24 protein-coding genes are annotated in these 23,766 nt (G+C 63.9%); 10 read left to right on the top strand and 14 right to left on the bottom strand.

Annotation, left to right across the window (positions count from 1 at the left end):
* Window positions 1–134 precede the first annotated feature (134 nt).
* The 3 genes from ABY42_RS19900 to solA all read right to left on the bottom strand — a co-directional run bounded on the left by ABY42_RS19900 (window position 135) and on the right by solA (window position 3,509).
* Window positions 135–293, bottom strand: a complete 159-nt coding sequence (locus ABY42_RS19900) for a hypothetical protein (protein WP_004972242.1) — start codon at window positions 291–293, stop codon at window positions 135–137.
* A 34-nt stretch (window positions 294–327) separates the two neighbouring features.
* Window positions 328–2,082: a BCCT family transporter gene (locus ABY42_RS15470; RefSeq protein WP_050460018.1), complete on the bottom strand. Its 1,755-nt coding sequence runs from the start codon at window positions 2,080–2,082 to the stop codon at window positions 328–330.
* 284 nt (window positions 2,083–2,366) lie between these two features.
* Window positions 2,367–3,509, bottom strand: coding sequence for an N-methyl-L-tryptophan oxidase (gene solA / locus ABY42_RS15465; protein WP_004972248.1), 1,143 nt, complete (start codon window positions 3,507–3,509; stop codon window positions 2,367–2,369).
* Between the two features lie 198 nt (window positions 3,510–3,707).
* On the opposite strand from solA, the gene ABY42_RS15460 reads away from it, so the two are divergent.
* Both ABY42_RS15460 and ABY42_RS15455 read left to right on the top strand, forming a co-directional pair.
* Window positions 3,708–4,850, top strand: a complete 1,143-nt coding sequence (locus ABY42_RS15460) for an aromatic ring-hydroxylating oxygenase subunit alpha (RefSeq protein WP_050460016.1) — start codon at window positions 3,708–3,710, stop codon at window positions 4,848–4,850.
* Entirely contained in the window at window positions 4,843–5,217 is a 375-nt protein-coding gene (locus ABY42_RS15455) for a hypothetical protein (protein ID WP_004972251.1), read from the top strand. The genes ABY42_RS15460 and ABY42_RS15455 overlap by 8 nt, the downstream gene beginning before the upstream one ends.
* A gap of 31 nt (window positions 5,218–5,248) precedes the next feature.
* Here the strand turns inward: ABY42_RS15455 and ABY42_RS15450 are convergent, their stop codons facing one another.
* The gene (locus tag ABY42_RS15450) at window positions 5,249–5,899 is read right to left on the bottom strand and encodes a helix-turn-helix domain-containing protein (RefSeq protein ID WP_050460015.1); all 651 of its coding nucleotides are present in this window, start codon (window positions 5,897–5,899) and stop codon (window positions 5,249–5,251) included.
* 248 nt (window positions 5,900–6,147) lie between these two features.
* Here ABY42_RS15450 and ABY42_RS15445 point away from each other — a divergent pair, with 248 nt between their 5' ends.
* Entirely contained in the window at window positions 6,148–7,020 is an 873-nt protein-coding gene (locus ABY42_RS15445; RefSeq protein ID WP_050460013.1) for a hypothetical protein, read from the top strand.
* Between the two features lie 6 nt (window positions 7,021–7,026).
* Here ABY42_RS15445 and ABY42_RS15440 read toward each other — a convergent pair whose 3' ends face one another.
* Window positions 7,027–7,407, bottom strand: coding sequence for a Rid family detoxifying hydrolase (locus ABY42_RS15440; RefSeq protein WP_004972257.1), 381 nt, complete (start codon window positions 7,405–7,407; stop codon window positions 7,027–7,029).
* 122 nt (window positions 7,408–7,529) lie between these two features.
* Complete coding sequence (gene ilvA, locus ABY42_RS15435) at window positions 7,530–8,771, bottom strand: threonine ammonia-lyase (RefSeq protein WP_050460011.1); 1,242 nt, start codon at window positions 8,769–8,771, stop codon at window positions 7,530–7,532.
* Window positions 8,772–9,143: 372 nt separating this feature from the next.
* Here ilvA and glyA point away from each other — a divergent pair, with 372 nt between their 5' ends.
* A complete protein-coding gene (gene glyA, locus ABY42_RS15430; RefSeq protein ID WP_050460010.1) occupies window positions 9,144–10,391 on the top strand; it encodes a serine hydroxymethyltransferase in 1,248 nt (415 codons plus the stop codon).
* Window positions 10,392–10,617: 226 nt separating this feature from the next.
* Window positions 10,618–11,037 (top strand): GlcG/HbpS family heme-binding protein, encoded by a 420-nt coding sequence (locus ABY42_RS15425; protein ID WP_004972263.1) that lies wholly within the window; start codon window positions 10,618–10,620, stop codon window positions 11,035–11,037.
* A gap of 60 nt (window positions 11,038–11,097) precedes the next feature.
* On the opposite strand, the gene ABY42_RS15420 is transcribed toward ABY42_RS15425, so the two are convergent.
* From ABY42_RS15420 to ABY42_RS15410, 3 genes are all read right to left on the bottom strand, one after another.
* Entirely contained in the window at window positions 11,098–12,255 is a 1,158-nt protein-coding gene (locus tag ABY42_RS15420; protein ID WP_050460009.1) for a M20 family metallopeptidase, read from the bottom strand.
* A gap of 115 nt (window positions 12,256–12,370) precedes the next feature.
* Window positions 12,371–13,603, bottom strand: coding sequence for a Cdc6/Cdc18 family protein (locus ABY42_RS15415; protein WP_004041152.1), 1,233 nt, complete (start codon window positions 13,601–13,603; stop codon window positions 12,371–12,373).
* Window positions 13,604–14,524: 921 nt separating this feature from the next.
* Complete coding sequence (locus ABY42_RS15410) at window positions 14,525–15,091, bottom strand: TATA-box-binding protein (RefSeq protein ID WP_004972266.1); 567 nt, start codon at window positions 15,089–15,091, stop codon at window positions 14,525–14,527.
* A gap of 284 nt (window positions 15,092–15,375) precedes the next feature.
* On the opposite strand from ABY42_RS15410, the gene tenA reads away from it, so the two are divergent.
* From tenA to ABY42_RS15395, 3 genes are read left to right on the top strand one after another with little or no spacing between them, the layout of a single operon-like run.
* Window positions 15,376–16,041 (top strand): thiaminase II, encoded by a 666-nt coding sequence (gene tenA, locus ABY42_RS15405; RefSeq protein ID WP_050460007.1) that lies wholly within the window; start codon window positions 15,376–15,378, stop codon window positions 16,039–16,041.
* The gene (locus tag ABY42_RS15400; RefSeq protein ID WP_050460215.1) at window positions 16,038–16,898 is read left to right on the top strand and encodes a TenA family protein; all 861 of its coding nucleotides are present in this window, start codon (window positions 16,038–16,040) and stop codon (window positions 16,896–16,898) included. Before tenA ends, ABY42_RS15400 begins: the two co-directional genes overlap by 4 nt.
* Entirely contained in the window at window positions 16,892–18,421 is a 1,530-nt protein-coding gene (locus tag ABY42_RS15395; protein WP_004972271.1) for a sodium:solute symporter family transporter, read from the top strand. The genes ABY42_RS15400 and ABY42_RS15395 overlap by 7 nt, the downstream gene beginning before the upstream one ends.
* A 47-nt stretch (window positions 18,422–18,468) precedes the next feature.
* Here the strand turns inward: ABY42_RS15395 and ABY42_RS15390 are convergent, their stop codons facing one another.
* Window positions 18,469–18,861, bottom strand: a complete 393-nt coding sequence (locus tag ABY42_RS15390; protein WP_004972274.1) for a pyridoxamine 5'-phosphate oxidase family protein — start codon at window positions 18,859–18,861, stop codon at window positions 18,469–18,471.
* A 285-nt stretch (window positions 18,862–19,146) separates the two neighbouring features.
* On the opposite strand from ABY42_RS15390, the gene ABY42_RS15385 reads away from it, so the two are divergent.
* Window positions 19,147–20,166 (top strand): lipid II:glycine glycyltransferase FemX, encoded by a 1,020-nt coding sequence (locus ABY42_RS15385; RefSeq protein WP_004972276.1) that lies wholly within the window; start codon window positions 19,147–19,149, stop codon window positions 20,164–20,166.
* A 99-nt stretch (window positions 20,167–20,265) separates the two neighbouring features.
* Here the strand turns inward: ABY42_RS15385 and ABY42_RS19895 are convergent, their stop codons facing one another.
* The 4 genes from ABY42_RS19895 to ABY42_RS15370 form a co-directional block, all read right to left on the bottom strand.
* The gene (locus ABY42_RS19895) at window positions 20,266–20,406 is read right to left on the bottom strand and encodes a hypothetical protein (protein ID WP_197092944.1); all 141 of its coding nucleotides are present in this window, start codon (window positions 20,404–20,406) and stop codon (window positions 20,266–20,268) included.
* Window positions 20,407–20,430: 24 nt separating this feature from the next.
* Window positions 20,431–20,799, bottom strand: a complete 369-nt coding sequence (locus tag ABY42_RS15380; protein WP_233510429.1) for a type II toxin-antitoxin system death-on-curing family toxin — start codon at window positions 20,797–20,799, stop codon at window positions 20,431–20,433.
* Window positions 20,800–20,970: 171 nt separating this feature from the next.
* Complete coding sequence (locus ABY42_RS15375; RefSeq protein WP_050460006.1) at window positions 20,971–21,981, bottom strand: aldo/keto reductase; 1,011 nt, start codon at window positions 21,979–21,981, stop codon at window positions 20,971–20,973.
* An 81-nt stretch (window positions 21,982–22,062) separates the two neighbouring features.
* On the bottom strand, window positions 22,063–22,800 hold the full coding sequence (locus tag ABY42_RS15370) for a sporulation protein (protein ID WP_004971461.1): 738 nt from the start codon (window positions 22,798–22,800) through the stop codon (window positions 22,063–22,065).
* Window positions 22,801–23,118: 318 nt separating this feature from the next.
* On the opposite strand from ABY42_RS15370, the gene ABY42_RS15365 reads away from it, so the two are divergent.
* On the top strand, window positions 23,119–23,682 hold the full coding sequence (locus tag ABY42_RS15365; protein ID WP_231608379.1) for a hypothetical protein: 564 nt from the start codon (window positions 23,119–23,121) through the stop codon (window positions 23,680–23,682).
* Window positions 23,683–23,766: the final 84 nt, after the last annotated feature.

The raw sequence follows: 23,766 nt of genomic DNA, 5'->3' as shown, positions 1-23,766 counted from the left end.
AACAGTAGTGACTGCGGCCTTCGGATGTCTCTCCGGGTCCACTATCTGAGGTGTATAAGTTCCGGGGGAGACGAGAACCGGGTCTGGCCACGGACGAGTCTCAGTTGCCAACGAGTATTTCTCGCCGACGAGCGTCACTCGCCGACGAGGTACTTCTCTCTGAGGTAGATAACGAGGCTGGCGCTCAGGAACGCGAGACCCGCGCCCTGTAGCTCACCGACAGTCATCGCGAACAGCGCGACGACGAAAAGGAAGACCGCGAACGCCGCCGAAACGACAGCGAGCGCGTTCATCGATAGCGTAGAGTCATCGATTCGGTGCTTCCGTTCAGTCGTCCGTCGTCCCGGATTTCTCTCGGATGTCGGTCACGACCGACGTCCGAGACCGACCGACGTCGATGTCGATGTCTTCGTCGCCCAAGTTCTCTATCCGCTCGGCGAACTCCTCGGACTGCAGGAGTTCGTACTCCTTGTCGAGGCCGAGATAGACCGTGTAGCACGTGACGACGAGGACGATAGCGAACGGGAATCCCGTCGCGATAGCCGCCGTCTGGAGCGCGTCGAGCCCGCCGCCGTAGAGGAGAAGCGACGCGACGACACCCTCCGTGACCGCCCAGAAGATACGCTGCGTCCGCGGAACGTTGTGTTTGCCGCCCGACGTGAGATGGTCGACGACGAGCGACCCCGAGTCCGAGGAGGTCACGAAGAACGTCACTACGAGCGTCACCGCGAGCAGTCCCGAGACGGCGCTGAAGGGGAACTGTTCGAGTAGCGCGAACATCGCGACGGTCTGTCCGGCCTCGCCATAGGTCGCGAGGACGACGCCGTTGCCCTGAAGCGAGTTGAACAGGGCGCTCCCGCCGAACGCCGAGAGCCAAACCGTCGAGAACAGCGACGGCAGGACGAACACGCCGAAGACGAACTCGCGGACCGTCCGTCCCTTCGAGATGCGCGCGACGAACATGCCGACGAACGGCGACCACGCAATCCACCACGCCCAGTAGAACACCGTCCAACCGTTGACGGTGGACGCACCGCCGCCGAGCGTGCCGGTGAAGAACGCCAACGAGAGGAAGTCGCTGAAGTAGTTTCCGAGCCCCTGCACCCACGCGCCGAAGATACTCATCGTCGGACCGGCGACGAGCACGAACGCCAGCAAGACGAACATCAAGAAGACGTTCAGCGTGCTCAGGCGTCGTATGCCGCCTTCGAGGCCGGCCGCGACGGACGCGGTGGCGATGAGGGTAATCGCGGCGATGAGCGCAATCTGCATCCCGGTGTTGTTCGGAACGCTCAGGATGCCGAGCATGCTCTCGCCGAGGATGTACGATAGACCCGTGTTTATCTGTGCGACGCCGAGGCCGAGCGACGTGGCGAGGCCGAACAGCGTCGCGAACACCGACACGAGGTCGATGAGATGGCCCGGCCAGCCGTAGATTCGCTCGCCGAGGAGCGGCCAGAAAATCGACCGGAAGGTGAGCGGCAGCCCCCGATTGAACGAGAAGAACGCGAGCCCCAGCCCGACGAGGCCGTAGATGGCCCACGGGTGGAACCCCCAATGGAAGAACGTCTGGGTCATCGCGGCGATGCCCGCGCCACCGGACCCGGCTTCGGCGTCGAAGAAGCCGGGGACGTTGGTGAAGTAGTACAGCGGCTCCGAGACGCTGTAGAACATGAGTCCGATACCCATGCCCGCGCTGAACAGCATCGCCATCCACGAGAAGTCGCTGAACTCCTTTTCGGCCTCGACGCCGCCGAGGGTTATCTCGCCGTACTTGCTCAGCGCGAAGTACGCCAAGACGACGATAAAGAGATTGACCGACAGGAGGAAGAACCACCCGAAGTTACCCTCGAAGAAACCCCTGACGCCCGAGTAGACGCTCGCCGCCTGCTCGCCGAGGACGAGCGTCACGGCGACGAAGGCGCCGATTATCAAGAGCGCGGCCGGGAAGACGACGGGGTGGATGTCGAGCCCCCAGCGTTGGATGTTCCCATCGCCGGGTTCGCGCTCCGTCTCGGGGTAGAATACGTCCGCCTGCAAGTCGTTCGTCGACCGGTCGGACGAATCGTTGCTATTCGTCATTCGATACAGCCTCCGTTGATAACCGCCGCCTGAGTTCGTGTTCGTTCATATCGTTTCCCCGCTTTGGGGCCACCCGCTGTCACCGTCGAGGTCGGCGCCTGCTCCGGCGCGTCCACTCGGACCGTGACACGAGCCCACACCCCTCACGATTCAACCAACCCATCGGTATTACACATCTTAACCGATAGTCTTCGATAATAGTGGCATTTATACGCAAATAGAGGGACGTTGCGAAAGTTATACCCTCAAATCGGTTGACGAGGTGAAACCGAAAGCCGCGGTCGTCACTCGAACCTGTCGAGCGAGAACATGTCGAGCGGCAGGTCGCTTTCGCCGTCGACGACGAGGTCGGCGAGGATTTCGCCGATGACGCTGGCGAACTTGAAGCCGTGTCCCGAAAAGCCGGCCCCGACGGCGACCTGCGGGTGGTCGGGGAGCGTGTCGAGGATGAAGTGTTCGTCCGGCGAGTTCGTGAACATGCACGTCGCGAGCGACATCGTCGGCCCCGCGGCCTCCGGGAAGTACTTCTCCGTGACGTCCCGGAGTATCGCCTCGTCGGCGCGGTTCGGCTCGCGGTCGAAGTCGTCGGGGTCGACTTCCTCGTCGCGGTGGTGGTACTTGCCGAGTTTGAAGCCCGGCACGTCGTGGACCGGGAACCCGTAGAACCGGCCCTCGGGGACGCTGAGGTTCCAGACGGGGAACTCCTCGGGCGCGAACGTCGCCGGCGACTCGGGTTGGAACCACGCGAGCGCCTGTCGCTCGGGGACCGCAAGCCCGTCGAGGGCGTCGGCGAGTTTGTAGTTCCACGCGCCCGCGGCGAGCACGAGCGCGTCCGCGACGTACACGCCGCGGTCGGTGCGGACGCGTACTCCCCCGTCGTTCGTCTCCGCCCAGTCTTCGACCCGTTCGCGGGCACGAATCTCCGCACCCCGCGCCTGCGCCGCCTCGGTGTGCGCGATAATCGCCTGCTCGGGGACGATGAATCCGCCGTCCTCCTGATACACCGCGCGGTACTCCTCGGGGAGTTCGTAGCCGGGGAACCGCTCGTTGACCTCCGCACCGGTCAGCACCTCGTGCGGGATGTCGTGTTCCTCGCAGGAGCGCTTCGAGCCGGCGAACACGTCGTTGTCGACCGGGCCGGCGTCGATAGAGCCGGTTCGGTGGATGACCTCGCGCCCGGTCTCGTCGGCGAGGTCGTCCCAGAGGTCGTACGCCCGTTCGATGAGCGGGACGTACGAGGGGTGTTCGTAGTACGCGCGCCGGATAATGCGCGTGATACCGTGAGACGACCCCTGCGAGTGGGGGATGTCGTATCGTTCGAGACCGACGACGTCGAGGCCGCGGTCGGCGAGGTGGTACGCGGTCGCGCTTCCCATCCCGCCGACCCCGACGACGGCGACGTCGTATCGGTCGTCACGGACACTCATTGTGCTCGGCGGTTCGGAACGTCCCCCCTTCACTCTTGACCTGTATCACAAAGCACCTTTTTCCGATGTCCGACTCAAAACCCGTCGAGACCGTCGCTGACGGCCGAATCGCCGCGCCACTGCGACTATCCACCGCCACTTATACGGGTCCACTATTTCCGACGAACCCTTTTCCAAAGATGTGTGTTTCTTCCTCCCATGACACGGTGGAACAACAATCGTGACGAAATCGGTGCGGTTAGCGCCGACATCACTGCGGAAACGAACGCGTTGCCGGCGAAGTACTTCACGGACCCCGAGGTCCACGAGATGGAAAAGGAGAAAGTGTTCGGTCAGTACTGGGTCTACGCGGGTCACGCGACCCACATCCCGGACGCCGGCGACTACTTCACGCGAACCATCGGCGGCAAGCAGATAATCGTCACCCGCGATGACGACGGCGACGTGCGGGCGTTCTACAACGTCTGTGCCCACCGCGGGTCGAAGATGCTCGACGACACGCCGATGACCGACCCCGGAAGCCTCAGTCGAATCACCTGCCCGTACCACCTCTGGGCGTACGAACTCGACGGGTCGCTCCAGAGCACTCCGAAGAGCTTCGAGGAGGCGAGTCTGAACCCCGACCTCGACGACGACGCCGTCAGCGAACTCGACCCCGAAGAGAACGGCCTCATGGAGGTCCACACGGACGCTATCGGGCCGCTCGTGTTCGTCAACTTCGAGGACGAACCGAGCCTCTCGCTGGCAGAACAGGCCGGGTCGATGAAGACCGAACTCGAGGACCTACCGCTCGGCGAGTACGAACACGCCCGCCGCTACGTCTCCGAAGTCGAGTGCAACTGGAAGACGTTCAGCGGGAACTACTCGGAGTGCGACCACTGTCAGGCGAACCACCAAGACTGGGTCCGGGGACTCGAACTCATGGACTCCGAACTCGAAGTCAACGACTACCACTGGGTGCTCCACTACAAGCACAAAGAGGACGTCGACGACGAGATGCGCATCCATCCCGAGCACGAGGCCAAGTTCTACTACTTCTGGCCGAACTTCACGGTCAACATGTACGGCACCGCCGACGGCTACGGCACGTACATCATCGACCCCATCGACGAGGGGCGCTTCCAGCTCATCGCGGACTACTACTTCCGCGACTCAGACCTGTCGGAAGAAGAAGAGAAGTTCGTCCAGACGAGCCGGCAGCTCCAAGAAGAGGACTTCGAACTCGTCGAACGGCAGTACGAGGGCCTCAAGTCCGGCGCGCTCGGACAGGCACAGCTCGGTCCGAACGAACACACCGTCCACAAACTCCATCGACTCGCACAGGACGCTTACAATGCCTGACGACGGGGATTCCAAACTAGCCGAAAAACCACGCGCCGGCGTCGTCACCTGCCCGGCGTGCGACCTCCACGTCTCCGTCTCGGAGCCGAACGAGGCAGTCGAACTGTACCGACGACACGCGAACGTCACCGGCCACGACGTCGAGTGGGAGCGCGTCGCGTTCGACGCCGAGGCCGAGAGCGACGACGTGAAAGAGGCGCTCATCGAACTCGGCGAGGACCACCCCGACGGCGTCGCGCTCGGGCGACTCGCCGCGGCGCTCACAGACAACGGCGTCGCCATCGGCGAAACGCTCGACGCCGTCCGCGACCTGCGGATGAGCGGCGAGATCTACGAACCGCAGGACGACTACGTCCTCGCGGTCTGACTCCCACACCGTTTCTGCGGGGCTCACCCGGTCACTCGTCGAGAAGAATCGACTCGACCAGCTCCGCGGTCCCCCGCCTGATGCGCCCGCTGACGGCCGTCGGCGAGATGTCGAGTACCTCCGAGAGGTCGTCTAACGCCGCCTCTCGCGGCTCCTCGAAATACCCGTGTTCGTAGGCGGAGACGAGCGCGTCGCGCTGTGCGTCGGTGAGTTTGCTCGGCTCGCCGTTCATCCAGCCGTCCTGTCGGAACATCCGGTTCAGCTCGAAGGTGATGTCCTTCGCCTCGCAGTACTCCCACAGCTCCGAGAGCGCCTCGCGGTCCGAGAGCTGGAGACGGAGCCGCCAGCCCGCCGTGTCGTTGCTGCACGCGTCGAGCATGAGTCCGCCGAGTTCCGTGATAACCGGCGAAAGGAGAATCGCGTCCGTCGTGTGTCCGATGCGATACACCGCGGCGTCGTCTCGCTCGGAGACGAGTCGCCAGTCGCTGACTGTGTGGTCGACTTCCAACGCCTCTTCGAACGCCGAGCACTCCGCGCCCTTCACGACGAAGAAGAACAGGCCGGTCTCGGGGTCCGTCGCGGACTGCGAGATGACGTCTATCTCGCTCGCGGCGTCCGACCGAATCGTCGGCGTCAGCGCGAGGTCGTCGTGCGCGATGTCGGCAACAGTTATCAAACTCATCGTGTCTTTACCTCGTAGTCCAAGGGGTTCGAGACCGGGCAAACCAGAGCGTCGGATCGGTTGAAGTACGCGAAGTCGTTTCGACGTTCGCGGTAGAAACGTTTCTCGTGGGCACGATATAGTAGTTTGAACAGCAGATTCTTGTTAATAGTTTTCGCCGCATATTCTGTGGGGCTATATAAATCCACTCAGTATTCCACACCGCTTTTCAGGGAGTCCCGGCGCGTCCGTCGAGACCGAGACGGACAATGAGTGTGGGCACATCGCTTCGGCGACTGGGCGAATTCCTCGAAGAATGCGAGCGGACGGACGCCGCGAACGTCCAAGAGTCGTCCGTGGCGGTCACGGAGACGGGCGCGTCGGCCGACGTCGAGTTCACGCTCTCGTCGAGCGCCGGCGGCGGCTCCGGCGTCGGAGTCCGAGGGACCTCACTCGACTCCGACGGGACGATTGGGCTCACGCTCGAAGTCGACGACGTGTTGCCGAGCGGCCGCGAACACGTCGCCGTCGATGCCGCGGAGGTCTCGCTCGACGGGGAGCCCTCGGTCGTCGTCACGGTTGCGGCCGATGCGACGCCGGCGGCTCCGAAGGAGACGGGCGACGCCGATACCGAGTCACCCGAGACCGTCCGTGACCCGAACGTGCCGGCGTTCGAAGACACGCCGTACCTCGAAGCCGTGTACGCGCGGTACGAGACGTTCGAGCGGATGGCCGACGCCTTCGAGATGGACGTGACCGACGAGACGGTCCGCAGGTACATGATAGACCAAGGCGTCCACGAGCCGTCGTCGTACGAAACGTCGCTCGCCGGCGAGCCGGCGGCTATCGAGCGAGCGCCGACGCCGGCCAGCGACGCCGGCGAATCGCCCGAGGCGCTCGCCGACGGCATCGGCCTTCCCGAGTCCGTCACAATCGACCAACTCGCCGACGCCGCCAACGACGCCAAGACCGTCTACGAGTTCGGGAAGGTGCTTGGCCTCGAACGTATGGACGCGCTCGAACTGCTCCAAGACCTCGACTTGCTCGAATTCGTGATGGGCCGCCTCACGACCGACGACGACCCCGATGTGAGCCGAGAGGACGTCGTGGCGCGCATCAGAGCGTCGGCCGGAGAGAAGTAGCGGGCGTTACTCGACCGCGGCGATAGCCTCGATTTCTACGGCCGCGCCCTTCGGCACGTCGCCGACGCCGACCGCGCTCCGAGCGGGCGGTTCCACGTCGAAAAAGGCGCTGTACGCCTCGTCGAACGCGTCGAAGTCGTCGATGTCGTCGAGGAACACAGTCGTCTTGAGCACGTCTTCCGGCGTCAGTCCCTCGGCGGCGAGGATGGCCTCCACGTTCCGAAGGCACTGACGCGTCTGTTCTTCGACCGACTCGTCGTCGAGCAGTTCCCCGTCCGGGGTGAGCGGGAGTTGCCCGGCCGTGACGAGGATAGAGCCGTTCGTCGTCGCTTGACTGTACGCCCCGACCGCGGCGGGCGCTTCGTCGGTATCGATGATTCGCTTCACGGGGAGAGTGTCGGCGTTCCCGTCCTTCAAGCTGTGTCCCGACGGAACTCGCACGAGTTATCAAAATAAAGGTAGGTTGTGCTGAGACCGCGAGAACGACCGAAACCGACGAGCGACGCGGGCTATCGCCGGGCCGAAACGTCGTCGACCGCGTAGCCCGCGTCTTCTATCGTGTCCACGACGGCCGCCGCGTGTTCGGCCCCTTTCGTCTCGATGCGGAACAGAAGGTGCGCCTCGCCGACGTCGAGGGCGTCGACGGCGCGGACGTGGCGAACGTCGTGAATGTTCGCGTCGCGGTCGGCGATGAGTCGGGAGAGCCGCGCCATCTCGCCGGGTTCGTCTCGGATTCGGACCCGGAGGCGCAGCGTCTGCCGGCGGCTGGTGAGCGCATGGACGAGCACCGTCTGGAGCATCGTCATGTCCAGATTCCCCCCGCAGAGCAGCGGCATGACGGTCTCGCCCTCGACGTCGAGGTCGTCGCTCAGCACGGCGGCGACCGAGGCGGCACCAGCGCCCTCCACGACCTGTTTGGCGCGTTCGAGCAAGAGGAGGATGGCCTCTGCGATTTCCCCGTCGGAGACCGTGACGACCTCGTCGACGTGTTCCTCGATGGTTCGGAGCGTCAGCTCCGAGATGCCGCCGGTCGCGATGCCGTCGGCGATGGTGTTCGTGTCGTCGAGCGTCACGGGAACGCCTTTATCGAGGCTCTCGTGGACCGTTTCCGCGCCCGCGGCCTGCACGCCGACGACGCGAATCTCGGGGTCGTGGTGCTTGATGGCGGTCGCGATACCCGAGATGAGTCCGCCGCCGCCGATGGGGACGACCACGGTGTCCATCTCGGGGAGGTCGCGGTACATCTCGACGCCGAGCGTTCCCTGCCCGGCGACGATGTCGCAGTCGTCGTACGCGTGGACGAACTCGGCGTCCGACCCCTCGGCGAGCGACTGCGCGTACGCCATCGTCTCCTGGAAGTCCTCGCCGACGAGTTCGACCGCCGCGCCGTAGTCGCGCGTGGCGTCGATTTTCGTCTGCGGGGCGTTCTCCGGCATCACGACCGTGGAGTCGGCCCCGCACTCGGTCGCGGCGAGCGCGACGCCCTGCGCGTGATTGCCGGCGCTCGCGGCCACGAACTCGTCGATTCCGCGGTCGGTGTCCTGTCGTATCTTGTTGTACGCGCCCCGCGTCTTGAACGACCCCGTCCACTGGAGGTGTTCCATCTTCAGGTAGACGTCCGCGCCGACGAGGTCGCCGAGCGAGGTGCTCCGCTCTATCGGCGTCCGCTTGACGACGCGGTCGTTTTCGAGTCGCTCGCGCGCGCGTTGAATATCGCGGTACTGCACCGGGAGCGACTCCGCCTCGCTCATCGGCGACTCACCCCGACGGTCGGTCGCGCGGCACGCCGGGACGGCACGCGCGCGTCGCCTCGGGTTCGAGACTGTTCGCAAGCTGTGATAGTTCTTAGCACGGTTTGTGAGACGAACGTGACGAAGTTCCAATATAGAACTATCGTCGGTCGGTCGAATTCAATGAGGTCATCGAACACGTTATGTACTGATTTCGGCAGTCAACGGACCCAATTCGAATTATTCGTAGATAGATACCACGGGCAATCGTCACGCCTATGGACCCGACCACAGAACATACGTGTTCTGTTAGGTTGTGGTTCTCGCTCGACGTTCCGCCCCCGTCTCGGGGGTCGGCGAAGCGTTATACCGCAGAGTCGAGATGCACCCACGATGCCTTACGATACCGTTCGAGAGACCGACCCGGCAGTCGCCGACGCGCTAACGGACGAACGCCGGCGGCAGAACGACACGCTCGCCATGATAGCGAGCGAGAACCACGTCAGCGAGGCGGTTATGGAGGCCCAAAGCTCGGAGCTGACGAACAACTACGCCGAGGGCTACCCGGGAAGCCGGTACTACGGCGGCTGCGAGTACGCCGACGAAGTCGAACAGCTCGCCATCGACCGCGCGAAGGAACTCTGGGGTGCCGACCACGTCAACGTCCAACCGCACTCGGGGTCGCAGGCGAACATGGGCGTGTTCCTCGCCGTGCTCGACCCCGGCGACAAGATTCTCTCGCTCGATTTGACCCACGGCGGCCACCTGAGCCACGGCCACCCGGTGAACGTCGCGGGGAAGACGTACGAGGTCGAACAGTACGAAGTCGACGCCGAGACCGGCTACGTCGACTACGAGCAACTCGCCGAGAAGGCCGAGGAGTTCGACCCGGACATCATCATCTCGGGGTACTCCGCGTACCCGCGGGAGGTCGAGTGGGAGCGCGTGCAGGCCGCGGCCGAAGCGGTCGACGCGTACCACCTCGCCGACATCGCCCACATCACCGGCCTCGTCGCCGCGGGCGAACACTCCTCGCCCGTCGGCGTCGCGGACTTCGTCACCGGTTCGACCCACAAGACGATTCGCTCGGGTCGCGGCGGCATCATCATGTGCGACGAAGAGCACGCCGACGACGTCGATTCCGCGGTCTTTCCCGGACTCCAAGGCGGGCCGATACTGCACAACGTCGCCGGCAAGGCGGTCGGCTTCGGCGAGGCGCTGACTCCCGAGTTCGAGGAGTACGCGTCGCAGGTCGTCGATAACGCCGCCGCCCTCGGCGAGCGGCTACAGGAGCGCGGCCTCGAACTCGTCTCCGGGGGCACGGACACCCACTTGGTCCTCGTCGACCTCCGGCCGTCGCACCCGGACACGACCGGCAAGGACGTCGAAGCGGCCCTCGAAGAGGTTGGTATCGTCCTCAACGCCAACACGGTCCCCGGCGAGAGTCGTTCGGCGTTCAACCCGAGCGGGATTCGCGCCGGCACGCCCGCGCTGACGACCCGCGGCTTCGATGAGGAGGCCTGCCGAACCGTCGCCGACCTCATCTACGAGGTCGTCGAAGCGCCGCACGACGAGTCCGTCAAGGGGTTCGTCAGCCAGAAGGTCGACGAACTGACCGACGAGTACCCGCTGTACGACTGACCGGACACCGGGTCGGTTCGCCTCGAACCGAACGCCTTCCGATGGAGTCTCACAAGCGGGCGACACGAATGATAAAAATTCTTATATTTGTTGTTCTCTCGTTCGAGTGGTTCGAGGGGGCACTCAGACGCCCGAAATTAGGAGAAAGAAGCGAAATCGTCAGGTCGTCCGAGACCCGCGGCGCACGTATAAGTAGGACCGTCGAGACCCGTTTCGACGAAGCGATATGTCCGATGCAATCAATCTCGAGACGGCGAAGGTACTCATCGAGGCGGCCGAGGCGGAGGCCGAATCGATGGGACTGCGAATGGTGATTACGGTCGCGAACCCGGAGGGTAACCTCATCGCACAGCACCGAATGGACGACGCGTGGCTCGCGAGCGTCGACATCTCTCGGAACAAAGCGTACACGGCGGCCGCGCTACAGACGCCCACGCACGAACTCGCCGAGCCGACACACCCCGGCGAGTCGCTCTGGGGACTCCAGACGACCGACGAGAATCGGCTCGTCGTCTTCGGCGGCGGTTATCCCCTCGAAGTCGACGGCGAAATCGTCGGGACCGTCGGCGTCAGCGGCGGCGAGGTGTCCGAAGACATGGCGGTCGCGAGCGCCGCAGTCGAGCGGTTCGAAGAGCTCGTCGAATAATCGAAGTCGCCGTCAGCCGCTTTTTTCGAGTCGTTCGGCCGAGAGCCGACGTTCGGACCGTCAGTTCTCCACGTCTTCGAACAGTCCGCGGAGTGCCGTGCAGAGAATGTCGTACCCGGCTTCGACCTCCGACAGCTCGATGTACTCGTCGTAGGCGTGGGCCTGCGCCATCGACCCCGGACCCCACGTAATCGCGTCCATCCCGGCGTCGTTGACGAGGTTCCGAACGTCGGTCGCCGCCCGAATGCCCCACGGCTCGGGGTCGACGTCGGCCCGCTCGGCGGCCGCGTCCCGAAAGCGCGTCGCGATGTCACTGTCGGTCGGAATCGCCGCCGACTCGTAGACCCGCGTTCGCGTCCACTCGACGTGCAGGTCGTGTTCGGCCGCGACGTCGGAGAGTACCGCGTCGATTTCGGCGTCGACCTCCTCGACGGACTCCGAGGGAACGAACCGCCTGTCGACCGTTATCGTCGCGCCCTCCGGGACGACGTTCTCCTTGGTCCCCGCCTCGAACTGCGTGACCGTCGCCGTCGGCCGGCCGACGAGGGGGTCAGACCGCTGTCGAATCCGCTCGTCGTACGCCGCGAGCGCGTCGAGAACGAGTCGGGCGTTCCCGATCGCGTTGTCACCCTCGTCAGGCCGGCTCGCGTGCGACGGGTCGCCGCCGACGGTAATCTCGTACCAGCCGAGGCCCTTCGCGCTCGTCGCGGTTCGCAGCGACGTGGGTTCGAGCACGACGCCGTAGGTGCCGTCGTAGCCGCGTTCGAGGAGCGCCTTCGTTCCCGGTTCGGCCGTCTCCTCCCCGACGGCCGCGTGGAACACGAGCGACCCGTCGAGGGCTCCGGAGTCGAGCGCGTCGGCGAATTCGACCGTCGCGAGCATCGCGAGGCCGACGCCGCACTTCATGTCCGCGCTCCCGCGACCGTACAGCCGACCGTCTCTGACAGTCGGTTCGTACGGCGGGAGGTCCCACTGGTCGCGGTCGCCCGCCGGAACCACGTCGAGGTGGCCGTTGAGGACGACCGAGGGCTCGCCGTCGCCGACGCGGGCTGCGACCTGCGGTCGGTCGGGATACGGTTCCTCGACGAGCGTCGCCGAGACGCCCCGAGATTCGAGCCAGTCGTACACGAAAGTCGCCGCCGCCGCCTCGTCTCCCGGCGGGTTCTCGGTCTCTATTTCGACGAGACTCGTGAGCAACGATAGTAACTCCTCGTCCATGATTTCGGTCGTCTATCGACAGAGACGGGCGTGTGTTAAGGGTTCGTACGATAGCTTTTTTCCAACTCGACCGTCGGCGTGGAAGATTCCGCGCGAACGCACGCGTCGGGCGTCGCTATTCGAGCGTGGAGATACGACTGTCTCGGAGAAGCACCCGCTTGACGATGTCCGGGTCCTCGAGAAGGCGGTGGGTCCCGTGGACGCCCTGCCCGCGACCGCGACCCCGGACTTCGGACTGGATGACGTTGAGGAAGTCGAGTTCCTGCAGGAGTTCCTGAACGCGGCGCTCCGAGAGTTGGTCCATGTCGAGGTCGTCGGCGACGGTGAGGTACTGTCGATAAATCTTGTTCGTCGTGATCTCGGCGGTCTTTCGGCCGCCGGTCTGGAGGACGAGCGAGTAGAGGACGGCCTTCGACTGCGTGGCGGTTCCTTCGAGAAGTTCGCTGAAGCGGTCGGCCTCGCTCTTTTCTTTGGCGGCCCGCACGTGGTCGTCGGTGACGGTCTCCGCGCTCTCGTTTCGGGCGATACGACCGGCGTTGCGGAGGATGTCGATTGCCTTCCGCGCGTCGCCGTGTTCCTGGGCGGCGAGCGCGCTCGCGAGGGGAATCACGTCGTCGGTGAGGACGCCGGGCTTGAACGCGTCCTTCCGGTTTTCGAGGATTTCGCGGAGTTGGTTCGCGTCGTAGGACGGGAAGACGAGTTCGTCGTGGGCGAAACTCGACTTGACGCGCTCTGTGAGTTCCTCGGGGTAGTCGATCTTGTTCGAGATGCCGATGATGCCGATACGGGAGTCCACTATCTTCTGGTTCTCGCCCGCGCGCGAGAGCTTTCGAAGCACCTCGTCGTCGCGGAGCATGTCGATTTCGTCGAGGATGACGATGGTCACGTCGGAACAGGTGTCGAGCACCTGCCACAGTCGATTGTAGTAGTCGCCGGTCGACAGCCCGCGCTCGGGAATCGTCATCCCGCTTTTCGACGGGTCGTTGACCTGCGAGGCGAGCGTCTTGATGACCGACGCCTCGGTGTGCTGTTCGCCGCAGTCGATGACGGCGATGCGAACGTCGACGTCCTCGCGGACCGCCTCGTGTTGGAGTCGCTCGCTCACGAGTCGGGCGGTGAGCGTCTTTCCCGACCCCGTCTTCCCGAAGATGAACAGGTGGGTCGGTTCGCGTCCGAAGATGGCGGGGTTGAGCGCCTGTGCGACTTTCGACATGTGCTCGTCGCGACCGACGATCTTGTCGGGACCCGGCAGGTGAGAGATTTTGAGGATATCCTCGTTCGCGAAGATAGGCTGGTCGTAGCGAAACAGCGGGTCGCGAGTCCCACCCTCGCTCTCGTCCGATGTCATGTGAGTTCGCTATTCATACTCACCCGTAATAAAGGTGAAGGGGTGGACTCGCGTTTGTAACAGCGACAAATACGGCCGTTTGAGCGGTATTTCAGTCCCGGTTTTGGATTCGACGATCAACGAGTAGTATCGCGCAAGTAAGGCTGTCAGACACCACCCTCGCGTTTGTAACGCGCGAGACGGTCTCGGGGGAACCACTCACTGGAGGGGTACGCTCGCGTTTGTAACTCGAGTCGCGAGAGACCACCCTCGCGTTTGTAATTGAACGGGGGGAGTACCGTCGCGTTTGTAACGTTGAGCGTCGAAAGCACCGGTGCAGACACACCACCCTCGCGAATGTAACGCGAATCGGCGTGGGGGCGGTTCGCAGGTCGAGTGGTTCCCGGATGTTTTTGCTTCTATATTTACAAACGCGAGGGGGGTGTGTCGAATTCCCCTAGGGTCTGGCGTAGCCGTTACAAACGCGAGGGGGGTGTGTGTGTGTGTACTCCCGAACACGGACAGGCCGAACGAAACGAGCCGACGGCTTCTAGCCGGCTATCCGCGAACAGCGACTGGACCGGGGGAAAACCACGACTACTCGGCAACCGCCAAACGAAGAAACGGGAACCTCGAACGAACCCAGTGACACCGCTAGTGTGCAGGTATCACTAGTAGCTAGAGTAGACTAGTAGTTACTACTGCTACTACTACCACTATTACTACTATTACTACTCGACATACAATAAAATACAATCTATAACAATATACAAGAAAACAGGAACGAAGAACAAAGAACGGACGGTGAGCAACCGAGAGACGATCGAGAACCGACCGAGAGATGACCGAGAGACGACTGACCGTCAGGCAACACGAGTCTCGGCCCACACACCCTCACGACACTGTTAGCACGGTCACGCAGCCCCAACGGACACCGAGACCTTACCCGAGCAGTCCGAGCTCGCGAACGTCCTCGTCGACCGTCTTGAGCGCCGCTTCGGCGTCGGTAGTCCGCTTCGCCCCCGTAATCACGACTTTCCCGCTTCCGAACATGAGGACGACGACGCTCGGTTCGTCGAGGCGATAGACGAGTCCGGGGAACTGCTCGGGTTCGTACTCGACGTCTTCGAGACCGAGTCCGATAGCCAGCGCGTTCAGGTTGAGCGCCGCCCCGAGGTCGGCGCTCGAAACGATGTTCTGCACGGTGATGTCCGCGTCCTCGGGGACGGGTACGCCGAGGTCGGTGAACTCGTCGAACAGCGTTTCGATGGCCGTGCCCACGTCGTCGACGCTGTCCGCACCGGTACAGACGACTTTCCCAGACCGGAAGACGAGACACGCCGACTTCGGGTCTCGGGTTCGATACACGAGTCCCGGGAAGTTCTCGGGGTCGTAGTCCGTTCCGTCCATGTCGAGCGAGAGTCGTTCGAGGTCGAGTTCGACCGGAACCTCCGTCGAAGCGACGACGTTCTGAATCTCGATGGACCCGACGGCGTTCACGTGCGACATCTTGTGAATTAGTTGACACTCACTCGTCTTAAACTACCGGGGTCGTTCGAACGCGTTACTCACCGGACAACTGGCTAGTCGGGCGACTAACTAACATTCGAGACCGGCAGTCGGAAAAACAGTCGAAACCGGGCAACGCCCCGAACTTGGCAACAGTCGAAACGGGTGGCAACCCCGCCGAACAAATCCGATACGATGGTCCGAGACATCCGCTCTCTCGCGTGAATAACCAATGAATACCACCCTATCATAATTCTTTTCAGCGTCTTCTTCGATTACTCGCCATGGCGTTCACAGACACGATACACGACGAGGCCGACGAGTTCTGGTCGGCCGTCCTCGACCATCCGATGGTCGTTCGACTCGGGGAGGGGAGCCTCGACGAGGAGCCGTTCCGCTACTGGGTACGGCAGGACTACGTCTACCTCGTCGAGTACAGTCGCCTCTTCGCGCTCGGTGCCGCGAAGGCCCCGACGCTCGACTCCATGGGAACGTTCGCGAGCCTCCTCGAATCGACCGTCAACGAGGAGATGGACCTCCACCGGAGCTACGCCGCCGAGTTCGGCATCGACCTCGCCGAACTCGAAGCCACGACGCCGTCGCCGACGACTCGCGCCTATACTGACTTCCTCGTTCGCACCGCGACCCTCGGCTCCTTCGGCGACATCGTCGCCGCCCTGCTTCCCTGTATGTGGGGGTTCAACGAGACGGGACGCCGACTCGCCGACGCGGGGACTCCGGACCACGAGCAGTACGCCGCGTGGGTCGAGATGTACGCCGGCGACGAGTTCACCGAACTCACCGACTGGTGTAAATCGCTCATGGACGACGTGGCCGCGAGTGCGACCGAGTCGGACCGCGAACGCTACCGCGACCTGTTCCGCACGTCGGCGCAGTACGAGTACCTGTTTTGGGACGCCGCCTGGCGTCGCGAGGAGTGGCCGCTATGACCGACGCCGATCAGTCAGATTCGATTGATTCGCCCGACTCGTCCGAGGCGGACCCGTCGGCCCCCGAGACGTACGACGAGTTCGCCGCGTCGCGGTCGAACCCGCGCTTTACCGACTGGCTCCGCGAGCGCGCGGGCGACTCGTGGGACGACGCGACGAGACACCGACTGACGCGAGAACTCGCCGCCGACGAACTCGTAGACGACGTGTTCAGACAGTACCTGGTACAGGACTACGCCTTCGTGGAGACCCTCGTCGGCGTCTTCGGCCACGCCGTCGGCACCGCGCCGACCATGGAGTCGAAGTCGGAACTCGTCTCGTTCCTCGGCGTTCTCACCGACGACGAGGACGACTACTTCCTCCGGGCGTTCGACGCGCTCGACGTTCCCGAATCCGTCTACTCCGACCCCGAGACTACGCCGGCGACGCGCGCCTTTATCGACCTCCTCGAACGCGCCGCGGGGCAGGGCGGGTACGCCGAGACGCTGGCGGTGCTCGTCCCCGCCGAGTGGGTCTACCTGTCGTGGGCGACTGCCGCGGACGATACCGGCTCGAACCCCTCTGAATCACCCTCGCGGTTCTACCTCTCCGAGTGGATCGACCTCCACGCAGTCGACGACTTCGCGGCGTTCGTCGAGTGGCTCCGGACCGAACTCGACCGCGAGGGCGCGGCCGCCTCCCCGCGTCGGCAGCGGCGGCTCGAACAACTGTTCTGTCGCACGGTCGAACTGGAGGTCGCGTTCTTCGACGAGGCGTACGAACTGGCTCCGTCCGGCGACTTGACGGCACCTACGACTTCATCCGCGTCCTCGAAGTCGGGCGGTCGCTCTTCTCGACCGGGTGACGGTCGATGGTGAGTTCGACCGTCGCGCTCGGGCTGACCGTCGCGACGCTCGTCGCCTTTACCGGCGTCGGCGTGTGGTTCTCTCGCGGTCGCGTCGGCTCCGTCGAGGACCTCATCAGCGCCCGCGACTCCGCGGGGAGCCGGCGGACGACGGCGACGCTCGTCGCGTCCGTCATGGGCGTGTGGGTGCTCTTTTCGGCTCCGGAGGCGGGTGCGAGCTTCGGTATCGCGGCCGTCGTCGGCTACGCGGTCGGCGAGGCCGTCCCGATGCTCGTCTATGCCCGCCTCGGCCCGCGAATTCGGGAACTCATCCCCGAGGGTCACTCGCTGACCGAGTACGCCCACGCCCGATACGGGTCAGCGATGTACGCGTTCGTCCTCCTCGTGAGCGCGCTCTACATGTTCATCTTCCTCGCCGCCGAGTTGACCGGCATCGCGGGCGCGCTCTCGCTCGTCGCGGGCGTCCCGCAGTGGCAGACCGCGCTCCTCGTCGGCGGCTTCGTCCTGCTCTACACGAGTTACGGCGGCCTCCGCGCCAGCATCGCGACCGACGCGGTCCAAGCGGTCATCGTTATCCCGCTCTTGTTGCTCGCGTTCGCCGGCACGCTCGTCGCGCTCGGCGGTCCCGCCGCCGCCATCGACGGTATCACGGCGACGAACCCCGCGCTTCTCGACCTCGGTGCGGTCGCCGGCCTGCAGTTCGGCCTCGCGCTCGCGTTCGCCATCCTCGGCGCGGAACTCATCAACCAGACGTGGTGGCAACGCATCTACGCGGCCGACTCGTCGGAGACGGTCGGGCGGAGCTTTCGAACCGCGGCGCTCGCAAACGGCGCAATCGTGTTCGTCACCGCCTTCTTCGGCGTCGTCGCGGTCGGTAACGCCGCCGTCGTCACCGACCCCGCGAGCGCGGGCTACAACGCCGACGCCGCCTTCTTCGTCCTCCTCGGCGAGGCGTTCCCCGAGTGGCTCGTCCTCGCGGCGGTCCTCCTCGCGCTCCTACTCGTGATGAGCTCCATCGACACGCTGTTCAATGCGCTTTCGAGCCTCGTGACCGCCGACCTCGCCCGCCTGCTCGCGGAACCGAGCGACCGCCGCCTCGCGCTCGGGTCGAGAGCGCTCACAGTCGTCGTCGCGGTCGCCGCGATTTACGTCAGCCTCCGGGCCCAGAGCGTCCTCCGGCTGTTCTTCTTCGCCGACCTGCTCGGCGCTGCCGTCGCCTTCCCTCTCGTCTACGGGCTGTACTCGACGCGAATCACCGGCCCCGGCGCGCTCGCGAGCAGTCTCACCGGACTCGCCGTCGGCCTCGCGTTCTTCCCCGACCTCCGCGGCGTCATCACGTCGATTCCGGTCGTCGGCGGCCTGCTCCCCGCCGCCGACCCGCTGTATCTCACGTCCTTCGGCGGGGCGTTCGTGGTGTCGACGGCGGCGGCGCTCGTCGCCGCCCGACTCACGGACGCCGGGTTCGACCTCGGTCGGCTCTCGCGAGAGATTCGCCGGTTCGACGACGGCCGAACTGAGGCGCCGTCGTCCGATTGAGGCGCCGTCGTCCGACTCGCTCGCCTCACTATCCCGGCTGGACGACTTCAGTACTCGCTGACCGTCGCGGTCCCCACCGAGATTCGGACGAGTTCGTTTTCGGGCCACGCGGATTCTTCGGCCCCGTACTTCCGGTTGATTCGCTGGGTCGCGTCTTTCCGGGCGTCGTCGTCGGTGACGACGGTGGCCGTCCCGAGAATCGTCACCTTCCACTGCGCCTGTCCGTTCTCGTCTTTCTGGATTGAGAGCGCGACGCGCGGGTTCTCGCGGATGTTTTCGAGCTTTCGACCCGTGGTGAGCACCTCGATTACTCCGCGGTCGTCCGCGTAGTCGAACCAGACGGGTGCGACGTGGGGGCGGTCGTCGACGCTGGTCGCGAGGTGCGCCATGACCGGTTCGCTCGTCACGAGCGCCGCGGCGCGTTCGGAGAGGCCTGCCATATGCTAATTATCGTCGTGTCGGCGTAAAACGGTGACTTCGCTCCGGTTTTACAAACGCGAGGGTAGTCCCCGCGCTGCTGGCCGCGTCCCGTCGAGTCGCTGGTCGCGCCACGTCCCGCCTCGTGAACGCTCGCGACTCGCGTAGTCTCTGTCACCTCTCTGCCCTGTTCACTCGCTCCTAACGCCAGCCGAAACGCGGTTTGACTCCGTCCAAATTCGGTGAAAGGGGCCTCATAACGGGTGCATAACAAAGGGGTCAGACGCGACAGTTCAGGCACCCTACTCATGAGCATCGAGGTTCGACGGGCGACTGGAGACGACGTCCACGGCTGGGACGCGTTCGTCGAACAGTCCCCGCACGGCAACGCGTTCCATCAGTACGACGCGCTTGAGATTCAGGCGGCCCACGCCGGCGCGGAGTTGATACCGCTCGTCGGACGCAAAGGTGAGGAAGTCGTCGGACTGTTTCCGATGTTCCGCATCGACAAAGGACCAATCGCGACGGTGTTCTCGCCGCCGCCGGAACTGCGAGTCGCGTATCTCGGACCGGTCCTGTTGAACATGGACCACATGAAACAGCGAAAGCGCGAGGGCCGGCACCACGAGTTCATCGACGACTGCCTCGAATGGGTCCGCGACGAAATTCGACCGCGCTACACCCATATCCGCCTCGACGGCCGGTACGACGACCTCAGGGCCTTCTCGTGGAACGACTACGCGATAACGCCGCAGTACACCTACCACGTCGACCTCTCGCCCGGCGCCGACGACGTGTTCATGAGTTTCAGCAGCGACGCTCGGTCGAACATCCGGAACGCGCCCGACGACGCGTACACCATCGAGGAGGGCGGTCCCGAAGAAATCGAGCAAATCGTCGAACAGGTCGCCTCGCGCTACGAGGCACAGGGCATCTCGTACCGGTCGACCCCGTCGTTCGTCAAGGACCTCTACACCACCCTTCCCGAGGGACAGATTCGCCCCTACGTCCTCCGAACCGACGGCGAGTTCGTCGGCGGCATCCTCGCCGTCGACTACAAGGAGACGGTGTCGCGGTGGCAGGGCGGCGTGCGGACCGACGTGGACACCGACCTCGCCGTCAACGACCTGCTCGACTGGCACATCATGCGCGACGCGATGGACCGCGGGCGGACGACGTACGACCTCGTCGGCGCGAACAACCGCCGTATCAACCGGTACAAGGCGAAGTTCAATCCCGAACTCCACCCCTTCTACAGCCTCGAACGGAACGCGGCGGGAATGAAGACGCTCGCGCACCTCTACAAGACGATTCGGGAGGGCGTGTAACGGAGTACGGTTCGTCCCGAATTCCGTCCGGATATTGACTCAAGAAGTCCCAGAAACCCTACTAGTTACCCAACTCGGTGGTCGCACGGAAACCCGGGTTTACTCGTGTTCGAGTGCGTCGTACACGCCCCGGTGGTCGTCGCGGTCGGCCTTCGCGACGCGGAGAACGAGCTCTCGACGGATGTCTTCCATCACCCTGTCGAGTTCGGATTCATTGTTCGCGCCGTTTTTCGTTGCCATACGCCTACTGTGTCTTCCGTAGAGTTATTGCTTCGGGTCTGATGCGTCGTCGTCTAACTGGTCGAGTCCGTGCCGAACGAGTCCGTTTCGCCACTGTTCGACCACGTCATTGAGGTCGACTTCTTTGGTGTGTGTCCGGAGATAATCGATAACGCCGTCCTCGTCCGTGGCGGCTTCATCGGTTCCGAACTGCTTGAGAATCTCTCTGACTTCGTGGCCGTACTCCAATCGATACCCGTTGAGCAGGTAGAATACGACTGTCGTGTTCAGCGCGGTTCGTTTATTCCCGTCGACGAACGGATGGTTAGCGACGAGGAGTCGGAGTAGATGGTACGCTTTCTCGTGTATGGTCTCCGGTGCTGCGCCGAAGCTTCCCGTTTCGATATACTCCACGCGAACTCGATATCCCCCTCGCTCTGAACCCCGCGCGTCGTCTCCGCATACTCTGAAACGATGTCATCGTGTATCTCGACGACATCGTCGACGGTCGGGTACCAGAGTGGGCGACTCATTGAACGCTGTGTTCTCCCGGAGGCCGTATCACCGTTTCCTTCGACGCTGAAGTTAGAGCCCCGCGTAGGGGTCGGGCTTCGCCTCGGTCAGGCGGTCGACCTGCTCGTCCGTGAGGTCGATAGCGGCGGCTTCGAGGTTCTCGGTCAGTTGCTCGACCGTGCGCGCGCCGACGATGGGGGCCGTGACGCCGTCGCGGTGCATGAGCCACGCGAGCGCCGTCTGGGCGGGCGTCGCGTCGACTTCCTCGGCGACCGCGTCGAGTTCGTCGTGCACGTCGAAGTTCTCCTCCGTCAGATACGACTCCTCGAACCGGCTGGACTCCGCGGCGCGGGACTCGCCGGTGAGGCCGTCCTCGCGGGTGTACTTCCCGGTGAGGAAGCCCTGTCCGAGCGGACTCCACGGACAGACCGCGATGCCGTACGAGCGGGTCATCTCGAGGTAGTCCCCCTCGATTTCGCGGTCGACGAGGTTGTACCGCGGCTGGGCGACGGTGAACGGCTCCCAGCCCTCGGCGCGGGCGATTTCGTTCGCCTTCGCCACCTTCCACGCGTTCGGTCGGAGGGTCGACGCGCCGAGGTAGTGGACCTTTCCGTCCTCGACGAGGCCGTTGAGCGTCTTCATCATCTCGCGGGTGGGGGTCTCGTCGTCCCAGCGGTGGATGTAGAGCACGTCCACGTAGTCGGTGTCGAGGCGGTCGAGTAGGGCGTCGATGCGGTGCCGGATGTTCTTCCGGTTCGTCCCGCGGCTGTTCGGGTCGCCGTCGCGAATCTGCCAGTAAATCTTGGACGCGATGGTGAACCGCTCTCGGTCTCGGTCGTCGAGCCAGTCGCCGATCCAGCGCTCGCTCGCGCCGCCGCCGTAGATGTCCGCGGTGTCGATGAAGCGTCCGCCGGCCGCCTCGTAGGCGTCGAGCAGTTCGTGCGCGCGCTCCTCGTCGATTTCGACGTTGCCCTGTTCGGTCTCCTTGCCGAACCGCCACGTCCCGAACTGGAGTTCGCTCGTCTGGAGGCCCGTCTCGCCGAACGGCACGAAGTCCAGGTCGATGTCTTCGGGTGTCGTCATGCCCGCACAGATACGCCGAATCGACGCAAAAGCGTTGGGTAGCCGGAAGGCGATTGGGGTGAGTCGCCCCGCGTTCCGCCGTCAGGCGTTCGCGCGAATCAGCGATTCCAGTTCGTCGCGCACCTGGCTCGCGTCGGTGGTCCGGACCGTCGTCTGGACCGTCCGCTCGTCCAAGTCGCTAAGCTCGCTCAGCACGCCGCCGCGACGGTCGACTTCGAGGTGCAGTTCGAGCGCGTCTTCGCCCGGTCGCGGCACGACTTCGAGCTCGTCCAACTCGCCGGCGAACGGCCCCGACGTGGGTCGGAACTCGAACTCCTGGACGAAGCGCCTGCTCGCGGTGAACACGCCGTGGGGGTCGGCCTCGCACTCGGCGCTGTGCAGCGAGAAGCCGAGGTCGTCGAGCGCGTCGAAGACGGCCTGAAGCCGCGGCGTCGGCTGGACGTTCAGGTAGTCTTTGTCTTCGGGGTCGACGGCCAACTCGATGTCGAGTTCGGTTTCGACCCACACGTCGACGTTCCCGAGAGTGACGGGCGTTCCGCGAGGGATGTCGAGCGAGACCGATCGCGTCTCCCGCTCGTCCGGTTGGATAGTGAGGCTTTCCGCGAGGGTGTACTGCGCGATATCCACCTCTCGGTAGCCCTCTTCGGTCCGGTAGCGGGTCTCCAGTTCGAACCGAATCTTCCCGATTTCCTGTTCTGTCGAACCCCCTTCGATGCGCACTTCTGCATCGACCGTCTCGCCGGCGCGGACGGTGTCGGAGGGGAGAACGGTATCGACGGTCGCGTTGCCGATTCCGATTCGTGCGAGGACCTTCTTCATGATGCACACCGACCGTCTCGTTCGCGGTGTAAGTATCTCGTGGCTCGCTACTTTCCGAGCGACAGTTGATCTCCTGTGCGACCGATTCGTTGATGCACACGCGTCGAGCCTCCAGAGGATATGGACTTGTCTCCCGACCGGGACTTGTTGACCCGCCTCAAAAAATATAAGAATTATGAATTTTGTGACGGGTGAGAAATTCAAAATTGTATAATAGCCACCGAACCAGTTCCCTCAGGTGATTTTGATAGTGTCCAGATATGACAGCTAAATATCTATTTACCCGCCGACATTGTCTATCACCCGAGGTGTTCAGAAGTGACAACAAAACCACGAACTCGACGAGCCGTCCTTCGGAACGCGGCGGGACTTGTGGGTCTCGTCGCGTTCGCCGGCGTCGGCACCGCGGGTTCGACCGCGAAAAGCCAGTTCGACGACGAAGACGGCAACGGTATCCCTGACGAGGGGGAGGTCGTTACCGGCGCGTACAAGTCGGTCTTGGCGTACGAGGGCGAGTACGGTTCGGGAGCGTATCCGCAGGAAGACTGGTACTGGGACCTCGGCGACGGTCGGGTCAGCGGGACGGTCGACAGCATCGACGAGCTTGACCAGGACCGTCTCACCGTCTGTGAGTACAAAGTCCAGTACCGGGGAACGTACGCGAACGACCCGTTCTTGGACACTGGCTGGGTCAGAAACCAGATCAACTGCCGCGGCTACGACGACAACGGGAACTACAACTACAACATCGTCCACGAGACGGACCCGCGGTACACGGGCGACCGCCCGCCCGCGTTCGGCGGCGACTGGGAGTACCAGACGTACGTCGTCTCCGGCGTCGGTAATCAGGTCACCCGGCCGACGTCACCACCGGGACAATAAGTCGCCGTCATCGCGATGAGTTCGTCTCGCTTCGGCTTTTTTGTCGACGGTCCGCACTCGCGCGCCTCACAGCCAAGCGCGACA

This window comes from Haloferax gibbonsii (assembly GCF_001190965.1).
Taxonomy (GTDB): domain Archaea; phylum Halobacteriota; class Halobacteria; order Halobacteriales; family Haloferacaceae; genus Haloferax; species Haloferax gibbonsii.
The sequence above is the reverse complement of the archived record's forward strand: the minus strand, read 5'-3'. Positions and strand labels throughout refer to the sequence as shown.

What these genes read in the sequence shown, in the direction of transcription:
- ilvA (WP_050460011.1), bottom strand. Translation starts at nt 8,771, where the DNA reads ATGAGCGAGGCGGAGTCGCTCCCGGTGCAGTACCGCGATATTCAACGC.
- ABY42_RS15370 (WP_004971461.1), bottom strand. Translation starts at nt 22,800, where the DNA reads ATGAAGAAGGTCCTCGCACGAATCGGAATCGGCAACGCGACCGTCGAT.
- ABY42_RS15390 (WP_004972274.1), bottom strand. Translation starts at nt 18,861, where the DNA reads ATGGCAGGCCTCTCCGAACGCGCCGCGGCGCTCGTGACGAGCGAACCG.
- ABY42_RS15470 (WP_050460018.1), bottom strand. Translation starts at nt 2,082, where the DNA reads ATGACGAATAGCAACGATTCGTCCGACCGGTCGACGAACGACTTGCAG.
- ABY42_RS19900 (WP_004972242.1), bottom strand. Translation starts at nt 293, where the DNA reads ATGAACGCGCTCGCTGTCGTTTCGGCGGCGTTCGCGGTCTTCCTTTTC.
- tenA (WP_050460007.1), top strand. Translation starts at nt 15,376, where the DNA reads ATGGCGTTCACAGACACGATACACGACGAGGCCGACGAGTTCTGGTCG.
- ABY42_RS15395 (WP_004972271.1), top strand. Translation starts at nt 16,892, where the DNA reads ATGGTGAGTTCGACCGTCGCGCTCGGGCTGACCGTCGCGACGCTCGTC.
- ABY42_RS15410 (WP_004972266.1), bottom strand. Translation starts at nt 15,091, where the DNA reads ATGTCGCACGTGAACGCCGTCGGGTCCATCGAGATTCAGAACGTCGTC.
- ABY42_RS15375 (WP_050460006.1), bottom strand. Translation starts at nt 21,981, where the DNA reads ATGACGACACCCGAAGACATCGACCTGGACTTCGTGCCGTTCGGCGAG.
- ABY42_RS15415 (WP_004041152.1), bottom strand. Translation starts at nt 13,603, where the DNA reads ATGACATCGGACGAGAGCGAGGGTGGGACTCGCGACCCGCTGTTTCGC.
- ABY42_RS15455 (WP_004972251.1), top strand. Translation starts at nt 4,843, where the DNA reads ATGCCTGACGACGGGGATTCCAAACTAGCCGAAAAACCACGCGCCGGC.
- ABY42_RS15460 (WP_050460016.1), top strand. Translation starts at nt 3,708, where the DNA reads ATGACACGGTGGAACAACAATCGTGACGAAATCGGTGCGGTTAGCGCC.
- ABY42_RS15450 (WP_050460015.1), bottom strand. Translation starts at nt 5,899, where the DNA reads ATGAGTTTGATAACTGTTGCCGACATCGCGCACGACGACCTCGCGCTG.
- solA (WP_004972248.1), bottom strand. Translation starts at nt 3,509, where the DNA reads ATGAGTGTCCGTGACGACCGATACGACGTCGCCGTCGTCGGGGTCGGC.
- ABY42_RS19895 (WP_197092944.1), bottom strand. Translation starts at nt 20,406, where the DNA reads ATGGCAACGAAAAACGGCGCGAACAATGAATCCGAACTCGACAGGGTG.
- ABY42_RS15400 (WP_050460215.1), top strand. Translation starts at nt 16,038, where the DNA reads ATGACCGACGCCGATCAGTCAGATTCGATTGATTCGCCCGACTCGTCC.
- ABY42_RS15385 (WP_004972276.1), top strand. Translation starts at nt 19,147, where the DNA reads ATGAGCATCGAGGTTCGACGGGCGACTGGAGACGACGTCCACGGCTGG.
- ABY42_RS15420 (WP_050460009.1), bottom strand. Translation starts at nt 12,255, where the DNA reads ATGGACGAGGAGTTACTATCGTTGCTCACGAGTCTCGTCGAAATAGAG.
- glyA (WP_050460010.1), top strand. Translation starts at nt 9,144, where the DNA reads ATGCCTTACGATACCGTTCGAGAGACCGACCCGGCAGTCGCCGACGCG.
- ABY42_RS15425 (WP_004972263.1), top strand. Translation starts at nt 10,618, where the DNA reads ATGTCCGATGCAATCAATCTCGAGACGGCGAAGGTACTCATCGAGGCG.
- ABY42_RS15445 (WP_050460013.1), top strand. Translation starts at nt 6,148, where the DNA reads ATGAGTGTGGGCACATCGCTTCGGCGACTGGGCGAATTCCTCGAAGAA.